Genomic DNA, 10,931 nt, shown 5'->3' with positions numbered 1-10,931 from the left:
GCTTGTCCAACGTGGTATCGTCCAGCACCAGCACGCCTCGGCGGCGCCGGACCTGAGTGCGAGCCTCCTGCCACAAGGTCTCTGGATCGGGCTCCAGCCGGTGTAGCAAGCGCGTAAACGCATCGTGCGCTGGCGCTTCAGCTCCGCTCTCCGGATGCACGCGGGCGGCTTCCGTGCCACTCACCATGCGCGGACTGGCGATCAGGAACTGTATGTAGTGGCTATCAATCACCTTGGATGCGTTCATAGCTGTAAGCTACCTGCTTACAACCAACTGCGTAACTCCTAAAGTTAGTATCTTTCGGTCGTGTGCTGCCGCGATCAGTATGAGCCAGATCTGAAGCGCGCGACTGGCGTTGGTGGGCTGCTCGTTGAAGTAGCGTGGCATGGAGGATCCTAATGTCTATGGGTTTACGGTCGCAGCGTAGGGCTAATCTCTCCAGAAGTGTCCAAGCGTCTTGACGATACCCTCCAGGAGAGAACTATCGGATGAGGCACAAGAACTCCGGAAAACGGCGGGTGTGGACCGGCTGCCCGAGCCCGCTGACTACGCGTTAATGCAGGCGAGCCTGCGCCGCCAACTGGCCGACCGACACTGGTGCCGCCGGTGCTTCGGTGACCGTCAACGTATCGGTGGACGAGACCGGTCGCGTCACGGCGGTGCAGCCATTCACAACGCCTGCGGATGGCGGGATGCCGGACCGGATGGTGCTTCGGGAACGGGATGGCAGCGAGCGGATGCACGAGGTCCGGCGGGACCTCAGCGTTGCCGAGCGGCGGAGGCCGTGCTGCGCGACGTGCAGTTTACGCCGGCCATGCGCGACGGGGAGCCAGTGGCGCACACCTTCCGCATGACGATCTCGTTCAATGCGGACTCGCGAAGTGCGCTCTCCTGACACGCGTCGGGCCGCCACCTCGCCATGTAAACTCCGGGTCGTCAGGGTGCTTCCTGCACAAGGTTCGCGCTACCCTCCGCGCCTTTGGGTGCGGCCCGAGTGATTTCAGCATTCTGGTGCACGAAGTGCTGAAGGTGTTCATGAAACTGGCGCAGCATGTAGTAGAATTCATCTGGTGATCTTCCATCTGTGATGGTCTCACGCAACATGCCTGGGTCAACAAAGAGCAACGCCTTCCCAAACTGCTTGACCGCTACACGAATCCTGTGAGGATTTCCAAGAACCAGTGCACGGTAGACATCCATTCCAACTTCATACAACGCATAAACATCCTCTCGGATGGCGCTTAGAGCCATCATCCACGCGGTGGCGAACTCTTGCATGTTGCCAGTTATTGCTGCATGGTACAACATTGAGTCATAGGTCGCCAACGGGAGCTTTCGACGCTTTCTCGACGGTGCTGCAACGAGAGTTTCACGAACCTGCTTCTGCAGCCGGTCAGGTAAATCCTTTAACATCACTTTGATTTCCTCGAACAACTTTGCGACGGCACCTGCATCGACTTCAGGTTGAGGTTCCGGCTGCTCGCCAGGTGTGATGCGAAGCCGAGCTACCGAATCCCGGAATGCGCTCACCTGTCGGCGCACAGCCTCTTCCCGCGGCTCTGCGTCCGAATTTCCTTGAATAAGCTGTAGGACAAGTTTTGTTAGGGAATCCTCTCCGTCATCGCTATTCTGAAATTGAGCAAAGGGTCCGCGGCTTGCCTGCTCGAGGGGAATATTTACCGCGACCCCGAATACAGTGTTGCCCAACTTTCCTTTTGCAACACCGGCCTCGTACAGGATCCATGGTCGATCCATGCTGTTTTGAGTCAAGAGTGCAACGACATCAGTTGCTTCATCCAATCGGCTCATTACAGTTGTGTACCACTCCGCCCCGAACTCGATTCCTGAGGTACCTCGACGATCTGAGGACCGGAACGACTTGAGGAAACCGCCACTTGCATCAGTGAGCAGGTTGCCGAATGCTTCCGCTAGATCCGCATCGCGATGATCGTGGCTGATAAAGACTAGCGGACGCTTTCGCCTATCTTCAGGTTGGACTTCGGTCGTAGGTCTGCCCATACGACCCGAGCTTTTGAGTGATCCATCCGGCGAAGTATCCGTCACCTTGACCCTGTAGTATGAGGAATTCTCAAAGCTTTGTTGTGTATCTCATTGCAACGTAAGCAGATCCGCTACCCCTGCCCGTACAACAGCGCCCCCACCGCCGCCCGCGACGACACGCCGAGCTTGGCCAGCACCTGCTCCGTGTGGTTGCGGGCGGTGTAGTAGCTCATCTCCAGTTTGGCGGCGATCTCGGCGTTGGTGAAGCCCTCGCCCAGGAGGCGCGCGACTTCGATCTGGCGGGCGGTGAGGTTGAAGCGCTCGCGCAGGGCCTCGTCGGTCAAGGCGGCGGGGCGGGGGGGCTCGGCAGCGCCGTCCGCGGCGGGGGCGGCGGGGCGGGCGCGGCGCAGGAGGGCCGAGATGCGCGCCATCAGCTCCAGGATGCTGAACGGCTTGGTGACGTAGTCGTCCGCGCCCAGGCGGAAGCCCTGCAGCTTGTCCTCTTCCTCGCGGCGCGCGGAGAGGATGAGGACCGGCGTCTGCACGCCGCGCTCGCGAAGCTGCTGCAGGACGTGGTAGCCGTCGCGGTCCGGGAGGCCCAGGTCCAGCACGATCAGCTCGGGCTTGTCGCTGGTGGCGAGGGCCAGCGCGTGCGCCGCCTTGGTGGCCAGCGACACTTCGTAGCCATCGTACTCCAGGGTGCGCTGAAGTCCTTCGGCGATCTCAAGCGTGTCTTCGACGACGAGGATGCGGCTCATTTTGCCCGTGCGATTGAGGGTCGGGTCATACGGCCGCGGCCGGACGCGGGGCCTCCAGCGGGGCGTGCGCGGGAAGGGTGAAGTGGAAGGTGGTGCCGCTTCCCGGCTCGCTCTCCACCCAGATGCGGCCGCCGTGCGCTTCCACCAGCCCGCGCGCGATGGACAGCCCCAGCCCCAGCCCGCGCCGGTCGGCGTGGCGCGCCTGCCAGAAGGCTCCAAAGATGTGCGGGAGCTGCTCCGGCTCGATCCCCGCGCCGGTGTCCGCGACGGCGAAGCGCACCTCCTCGTCGCCGTCGCGGTGGCAGGAGAGGGTGACGGTGCCCCCCTCGGGCGTGAACTTGACGGCGTTGCCCACCAGGTTGGAGAGCACCTGCACCACGCGCGAGCCGTCCGCGTTGACCATCGTCTCGCGTCCGCACCCGCGCACCTCCAGCGTGAGGCCGTGCGCGGAGGCAAGGGGGGCCAGCGTGTCCGCCGCTTCGGAGAGGAGGTCGTCCGCGGCGCGGGGGGCCAGTTCCAGGGCGGTGGCGCCGCGCTCCATCCGCGACACGTCCAGCAGGTCCTGGATCAGCCCGTCCATCTGCCCCGCCACCTGGTCGATCCGCACCAGCGAGCCGCGCTCGAAGTCGTCCAGCCTGGGCGCGAGGATCGAGCGCAGCATCTCCGCGTCCATGCGGATGGCGGTGAGCGGGTTGCGGAGGTCGTGCGCGACGACGGCAAGCGTGTGCTCGCGCGCCTCGGTGGCCTGGCGGGCGGCGCGGAAGAGGCGGGCGTTCTCCACGGCCATAGCAGTGCGGTGGCCCAGCTCCTCGGCCAGCGCCACGTCGGGCGGGGTGAAGGGGGCGGAGCGGCCGAGCACCATCCGCCCCACCGCGCGCCCCGCGGCCCGTAGCGGCACCGCGACCGCGGACCCGGCCGAGGCCCCGCCGAAGCACGCCGCCGCCTCCTCCGCCGATGGCGCCCACGCCATCTCGGAGCCGGGGCCGGAGGCGAGGACGCCGGCCTTGATGCGCGGCTCCTCGGCGGGGTCGGCGTGGGCGGCGCCGGCGCGGACGGGCTCGCCGCTATCGAAGTCGAAGAGGTCCACGACGCAGCAATCGGCCACCCGCGGCACCACCAGGCGGGCGAGCTGGGCGACGGCGGTGGCGGCATCGAGCGAGGCGTTGAGCACGCGGCTGGCCTCGGCCAGGAGTTCGGCGGCCTGGCGTGCCTCGCGCTCGCGGCGGTAGAGGACGCGCGTCTCCAGCAGGTTCTGCACGCGGAGCAGCGCCTCGGTGGCGTCGATCGGCTTGTTGATGAAGTCCTTGGCGCCCGACGACAGCGCGCGCTCCTTGGCCTCGGGCGTGATGTCCGCGGTAAGGACGAGCACGGGGCGGAACTCGCCGGGCGGGGTCAGCTCGCGGATGTCGTTGAGGATCGCGAAGCCGTCGCGGTGGGGCATGTGCAGGTCGAGCAGCACCAGGTCCGGCTCGTGGCGCTGCCACAGCGGGATCGCCTGGCGGGCGTCCGAGGTGCTGATGACGCGCGTGTAGCCTTCCACCTCAAGCAGCACCTGGAGGAGCTCCAGGTTGGGGATCTCGTCGTCGACCAGCAGCAGGGTGCAGGCGCGCACTTCGTCGTGCGTCATTCCATCTCCGGTGCGCGTTCGCGGGTACGGCTGGCCTCACACAGAGACACAGAGGGTACAGCGAGAAGTACAGAAAGGTTTTCTCCGTGCCTTTGTGGTTCCCTCTGTGCCCTCTGTGTGATGCTGTTGATCATGCCGGCTGCTCGGGAAGGAACTGCTCGAGGGTGCGGAGGAACTCGTCCAGGTCGAGCGGCTTGGTGAGGTACGCGTCGGCGCCGGCGGCGAGGAGCTCGTCGACGGCGCTCCGGGTGGCGTCGGCGCTGATGACGACCACCGGGATGTCCGAGGTGCGCGCGTCGGCACGGAGGCGGCGCAGGACCTCGGAGCCGTGCATGTCCGGGAGGTGGAGGTCGAGCAGGACCAGGTCCGGGCGGTGCTCGCGCGCCAGCTCCACGCCGACGAGGCCCTGCAGCGCGGGAATCGTCTGCCACTCCGGGCGCGACATCAGAAAGGTTTCCACCAGCGCCAGGTTCGCCAGGTTGTCCTCGATGTAGAGGACGCGCGCGGCGCGGTGCGGCCCCACGCCCATCGCCGCGGGGGCGCCGCCGGACTCCTCGGCGCGGGTGAGCGGGTTGTCGGCCGGGCGCAGCTCCAGGCGGAAGACGCTGCCGCCCGTGCCGGTGCTCTCCAGCACCAGGTCGCCTCCCATCGCCTCCGCCAGGCGCAGCGAGAGGGCGAGGCCCAGGCCGGTGCCCTCCACCTCCGTCTGCTCGGCGCCCAGGCGGGCGAAGGGGGTGAAGAGCTGGTCCGCACGGTCCGCGGGAATGCCGGGGCCGGTGTCCTCGATGCGGACGCGCACGCACTCCTCCCCCGGCAGGGCGTCGCTCCACAGCCGCACGCGACCGCCGGGGCGGTTGTACTTCACCGCGTTGGAAAGGAGGTTGAGCACCACCTGCGTGAGGCGCTGACGGTCCGCGTGCACGTACGCGCCGGGGTCGGCCACGTACGGCGCGTCGTCCAGCTCCACGCGGCGCTGCTCGGCCAGCGGGCGCACCAGGCCCAGCGCCTCCTGCAGCACGGTCGCGAGGTGTACGGGCTCCAGCGAGAGCGTCTGCCTGCCGCTCTCGATGCGCGAGATCTCCAGCACCTCGTTGATCAGGTTGAGGAGGTGCCGGCCGCCCTTGAGGATGTGCTGCAGGTACTTGTTGTGGCTGGCCGAGAGCCCCGCGCGCGACAGCACCTGCGCGAAGCCCAGGATGGAGTTCATGGGCGTGCGCAGCTCGTGGCTCATCCTCGACAGGAACTCGCTCTTGGCGCGGTTGGCGCGCTCCGCCTCCTCGGTGGCGCGGCGCAGCGCTTCCTCGGCGCGCATGCGCTCGGTGATGTCGCGGCACACGCCCACCATGCGCACCGGCCGCCCCTCGGCGTCCTCCATCACGCGGCCGTTGGTCTCCAGCCAGCAGATGCTGCCGTCGGGGAGGATGCTGCGGTACTGGATCTCGTACTTCTTGCCCCCCGTGATCGCCGCGTGGAGCGACTCCTCCAGCCGCGCGCGGTCTTCGGGGTGAATGTCCGCGATGGCGGCCTCGCGCGTACCGGCGAAGCTGCCGGGCGCCATCATGTGGATCTCCTCCAGCGTGGGCGACCAGGTCACGCGGTCGGTCGCCACGTCCCACTCCCACGCGCCCATCCGCCCCGCCTCCAGCGCGAAGCGGAGGCGCTCTTCCTGGTCGCGGATCTCGCTCTCGGCCAGGCGGCGCTCGGTGACGTCGCGGGCGTTGACCACCACCCCCTGCTCGGCCGATTCGGGGTCCAGCGTGCGGCCGAACGCTTCCGTGTAGACCCACGAGCCATCGGCGTGGCGGTAGCGGTACTCCACGTGGCCGATGGAGCCGGGGTTCGCCAGGATGCGCGCGAACTCGGCCTTCACCGCGGCGACGTCGTCGGGGTGCATCAGCTCCCACGGCGTGTGCCCCAGCGTCTCGTTTCGCGAGCGCCCGTAGATCCGCTCCATCGACGGGCTCTGGTACACGAATCGCCCGCTGGCGTCCACGATGACGGTGAGGTCGTGCGCATTCTCGATGAGCGCGCGGAAGTGCTCCTCGCTGCGCTGGAGGACCTCCTGCACGCGCCGCCGCTCGGTGACGTCGCGGGCGTTGACCACCACGCCCTCTTCGGCGGAGTGCGAGGCGAGCGTCATGGCCTGCGCCTCGAAGTCGCGCCAGCGGCCGTCCTTGTGGCGCACCCGGTACTCGGCCGTGATCGGCACGCCCGGGCTGGAGAGCATCTCTCCGAACTTCTCCAGCGTGGCCGGGATGTCGTCCGGGTGCAGGTAGTCCATCGCGCTGGAGCCCTGGATCTCCTCCGGCGTGTAGCCCAGGAGCCGCTCCACCGAGGGGCCGGTGTAGACGATGCGGGTGTCCGCCGCGACCACCTGCACCATGTCCGACGCGTTCTCGATCATGCGGCGGAAGTGCTCCTCGCGCTCCCGCAGCGCCCGCTCCGCCTCGCGCCGCTCCGTGACGTCGCGGCTGTTGAAGATGGCCGCGCCCTCGCGCGAGTCGGGGGGGAGAGCGCGTCCAAAGGTCTCCAGCCGGCGCCAGCTGCCGTCCTTGTGGCGGAAGCGGTACTCGGCGCTCGCCAGCGTCCCCGGCGCGCCCACGATGGTGCCCATCGCCTCCTGCACCGTCGCCACGTCGTCCGGGTGCACCAGCGAGAAGGCGCTGATCCCCTCCAGCTCCGCGGGCGTGTAGCCCAGCACCCGCTTGGTGGAGGGGCTCTGGTACACCATCTTCCCTTCGCCGTCGAGGATGGTGATGATGTCGTGCGCGTGCTCGATGAGGGTGCGGAAGCGCTCCTCGCGCTCCTGCAGCGCCTCCTCCGCCCGCTTGCGCTCGGTGATGTCCACGCTGTAGCCGATGATCCTCATCAGCTCGCCCTGCGCGTTGAGCACGGGGAGTGCGCGGCGCAGCATGTGGCGCTTGGTGCCGTCTGGGCGGCGGTTCTCCTCCTCGAACTGGACGGAGGCGCGCTCGGTGGCGGCCTGCACCACCGCCTCGTGGCGCCTGCGCGCCATCTCCGGCGGCAGCCCGATGCGCTCGGCGTACTCCAGGATGGTGCGCCCCACGATCCATTCCCTCACCTCGGGATCCAGCACCGTGCTGGGGCTGGAGTACTCGAAGCGGAAGCTGGTGTCGAACACCGCGATCCCGTTCTCCAGGCTGCCGATCACCTCCTCGAAGTACGCCTTCTGCCGCGTGATCTCCGCCTCGGCCGCCTTCCGCTCGGTGATGTCGCGCACGACGGTGATGCGCGATCCGTCCGCGAGGGGCACCAGGCGCGCCTCGAAGTCGTGCATCGCGCCGTCCATCTCCAGCGCGTACTCCACGCACGCCAGCTCGCCGGTGCGCCCCACCTCCTCCAGCGCCTCGGCGAAGCGCGACGCGGGCTCGGCCGGAAGCACGTCCTGCATCCGCCGCCCGCGGAACTCGGGGAGGGGGGAGTAGATCCCCGCCGCCCGCCCCGCGCGGTGGTCGGTGATGACGCCGTCCGGGTCAATGCGGAAGTACAGGTCCGGGAGGGCCTGGAAGACGCCCTCCAGCTCGCGCGTGCGCTCCAGCAGCTCCTCGCGGGCGGACTCGTGCTCGGCGACCTCCTCCTCCAGCGCGATGTTGGTCTGCGCCAGCTCGGCGGTGCGGGCGGCCACGCGCTGCTCCAGCTCCTCGTTGGCGCGGCGCAGGGCATCGGCGGCGGCGCGCCACTCGTTCATCCCGCGCGCCGTCACCAGCAGCCGGTCGCCGTCCGCGCCACTGACGCGGCGCGCCTGCACCTCGGCCCACACCTCGCCACCCTCCTTGTGGCGCCCCAGCCACACGAAGCGCTGCGGCTCGCCCCCGCGCGCCAGCCTGAAGATGCGGTGCAGCTCGTCCAGCGTGTACGGCGCCTCGCCCCACGTCAGCCCGTCCAGCCCGATCTCCTTCTGCTCCTCCGCCGTGTAGCCGTACAGCTCGCAGGCGGCCTGGTTGACCTCGCGCAGCTCGCCGGTGGCCAGGTCGTGCACCCAGATGGCCGCGGCGGTGGAGTCGAAGATGGTGCGGTAGCTTTCCTCGCTGGCGCGAAGGGCGCGCTCGGCGGCCTTCCACTCGTTGGTGTTGCGCCCGGTGGCCAGCAGCCGGTCTTCGCCGTTGATGGTGACGCGGCGCAGCGTGATCTCGGCCCACACCGGGGAGCCGTCCTTGTGGCGCCCCAGCCACTCGAAGCGCTGCGGCTCGCCCGCGACGGCTCGCTTCACGTACTCCATCGCGTTCTCGACGGTGTACGGCGGCTCGCCCCAGCTCAGCCCCGCCACGCCCAGCGCCTTGATCTCTTCCGGCGTGTAGCCGTGCAGCGCGCACGCCGTCTGGTTGACGTCCAGGAACTCGCCCGTTTCCAGGTCGTGCACCCAGAGGGCGGCGGCCGTCCAGTCGAAGATGGTGCGGTAGCTGCGCTCGCTGTCGCGGATGGCCTGCTCGGCGCGCTTCCGCTCCGTGATGTCGCGCGCGGTGGCCAGCAGCCGCTCGGTGCCGTTGATGACCACGCGGTTGAGGGAGACCTCGGACCACCACGCCTGCCCGCCGCCGTCCGGTGCGCCGGTGCGCCACTCGAAGCGCTGCGGCTCGCCCGCGGCTGCGCGGCGCACGTACTCCATCGCCCTCTCGGGAACGAAGGGCGGTTCGCCCCCCGTGATGAACTGCATCCCCCGCTCGCGCACCTCTGCCACCGTGGCCAGCCCCGCGGCCTCGCACGCCTTGCGGTTGGCGTCCAGGATGGCGCCCGTCTCCACGTCGTGGACGTAGATGGCGTCGTTGGAGAGCTCGAAGAGGGCGCGGTAGCTCTGCTCCGATGCGCGCAGCGCCTGCTCGGCCCGGCGCTGCTCGGTGACGTCCTCGTGCACCAGCACCACCTCGCGCACCGCGCCCGCGTCGTCGCGCACGGCGAAGACGAAGGAGCGGATCCAGCGCGGCCACGGCTGCCCGCCCACCTCGGCGTGCATCCCGCGCGTGTCGAACTCCACCTCCGGCAGGGTGACGCGCTCCCCCGCGAAGCCGCGGCGCAGGAGATCGCGGATCGGCTCCATCCGGGGGTCCTCCAGCGGGTTGTAGCCGGCCAGCTCCTCCATGGGGAGCCCCCACAGCCGGTCGAACGCCGGGTTCACCTGCAGCGTCCGCCCTTCCGGAGAGAGGATCTGCACCGAGTGCGGGAACTGCTCGAAGAGGTCGCGGAAACGTGCTTCGGAGGCGCGCAGGGCGCGGTCGGCGCGGTTGCGCTCGGTGACGTCCTGCGCGGTCCCCACCATCCGCACCTGCTGCCCCGTTGCGTCGGGAAGGAGCTTCCCCATCGCCTGCATCTCGCGCAGGGTGCCGTCGGGCCGCACCACGCGGTAGGGGATGGCGAACGACTCGCCGGTGGCGATCAGCCGCTCGCACTCCTGCATCACGCGCCCCTGGTCGTCCGGGTGCACGCGTGCCATGAACTCCGCAAAGGTCTGCGTCCCCGTCTCGGCGCTCATCCCGTGGATGCGCAGCTGCTCGGGCGACCAGCGGATCTCGTCAGTGGAGAGGTTCCACTCCCAGGTGCCGAGCTGGGCCAGCTCTTCCACCTCGTCCAGCATCTGGTCGCGCTCGCGCAGGGCGTGCTCGGCCAGATGGCGCTCGGTGATGTCCTGGCTGGTGCCCAGCAGCCGCTCGGGTCTCCCCGCGGCGTCGCGCATCAGCCGCGCGCGGGCGTGCACCCACCGCACCCCGGCTGGGTGGAGCGCGCGGTACACGAGCTCCGACGGCTCGCCGCTCTCGGAAAGACGCGCGGTCGCTCCCACCACGGCTTCGCGGTCTTCGGGGTGCACGAACTCCAGGAATTCGGCAAAGGTGGGAGGCGCTCCGCCGGGCTGGACCCCGTGGATGCGCAGCACCTCGTCCGACCAGGTGACCGGGTCTTCGGCGAGCGAGCCGCGCAGCACCTGTTCCCAGCTCCCCAGCCGGGCCAGCTCCTCCACCTCCGCCACCTTCCGGTCCCGCGCGCGCAAAGCCTCCTCGGCCGCGATGCGCCGGGCGCGCTCCGCCTGCAGCTCGAGGCGGAGCGAGTCCAAGTCACCGGTCGCGGCTTCGGGAACGGCGGTCTGCGTCAGGGGGAACGGGTGCATCGGAGCGCTGCGGGAAGAAGGACTGCGAATGGCGCCGCGGGAGGGAGGCGGAGCGGGTGGTAAAATAAGTGACGATGCGGGTGGCTGACAAGGTTGGAGGGTTGGAGCGGGCGAGTGAACTCGCTGCAACAAAAGCACAAAGTCCGCCTTCGCGGACTCGGGCAGAACGTCTGTGCCGCGGGCCTGAATCCGCGCCGGCAGATGTGGTAGGGGCGTGATTCATCACGCCCACCCTTTCCCCCACCATGACCGCCGCCGCTCGCACAGATCCGTTAGGGGCAGACCTACGTGTCTGCCCGTGCCGATGCGGGTGTCGCAGCCTGCTTCCGGGAGCGAATGAAGGCTGCTGGAAACACGCAATGTCCGCCGTCGCGGACATGCGTTGGGGTCTCGGTCTCCTGATGCACAGAACTCACGGGAGCAAGA

General features: G+C 68.7%; 4 protein-coding genes and 1 pseudogene. All 5 read right to left on the bottom strand.

All coding sequences use genetic code 11. The features are described 5' to 3' along the window. Positions 1 to 217, bottom strand: a pseudogene (locus VF584_10775) (IS701 family transposase). A gap of 720 nt (positions 218 to 937) precedes the next feature. Next, on the bottom strand, positions 938 to 2,065 hold the full coding sequence (locus VF584_10770; GenBank protein ID HEX8210649.1) for a hypothetical protein: 1,128 nt from the start codon (positions 2,063 to 2,065) through the stop codon (positions 938 to 940). 68 nt (positions 2,066 to 2,133) lie between these two features. Next, entirely contained in the window at positions 2,134 to 2,760 is a 627-nt protein-coding gene (locus VF584_10765; GenBank protein ID HEX8210648.1) for a response regulator, read from the bottom strand. A gap of 25 nt (positions 2,761 to 2,785) precedes the next feature. Continuing rightward, positions 2,786 to 4,387, bottom strand: a complete 1,602-nt coding sequence (locus tag VF584_10760; protein ID HEX8210647.1) for an ATP-binding protein — start codon at positions 4,385 to 4,387, stop codon at positions 2,786 to 2,788. Positions 4,388 to 4,517: 130 nt separating this feature from the next. Further along, a complete protein-coding gene (locus VF584_10755; GenBank protein ID HEX8210646.1) occupies positions 4,518 to 10,505 on the bottom strand; it encodes a PAS domain S-box protein in 5,988 nt (1,995 codons plus the stop codon). Positions 10,506 to 10,931: the final 426 nt, after the last annotated feature.

It is taken from the genome of Longimicrobium sp. (assembly GCA_036389135.1).
GTDB lineage: Bacteria > Gemmatimonadota > Gemmatimonadetes > Longimicrobiales > Longimicrobiaceae > Longimicrobium.
This window is presented reverse-complemented; position numbering and strand designations above follow the sequence as displayed.

What these genes read in the sequence shown, in the direction of transcription:
- VF584_10755 (HEX8210646.1), bottom strand. Translation starts at nt 10,505, where the DNA reads ATGCACCCGTTCCCCCTGACGCAGACCGCCGTTCCCGAAGCCGCGACC.
- VF584_10760 (HEX8210647.1), bottom strand. Translation starts at nt 4,387, where the DNA reads ATGACGCACGACGAAGTGCGCGCCTGCACCCTGCTGCTGGTCGACGAC.
- VF584_10765 (HEX8210648.1), bottom strand. Translation starts at nt 2,760, where the DNA reads ATGAGCCGCATCCTCGTCGTCGAAGACACGCTTGAGATCGCCGAAGGA.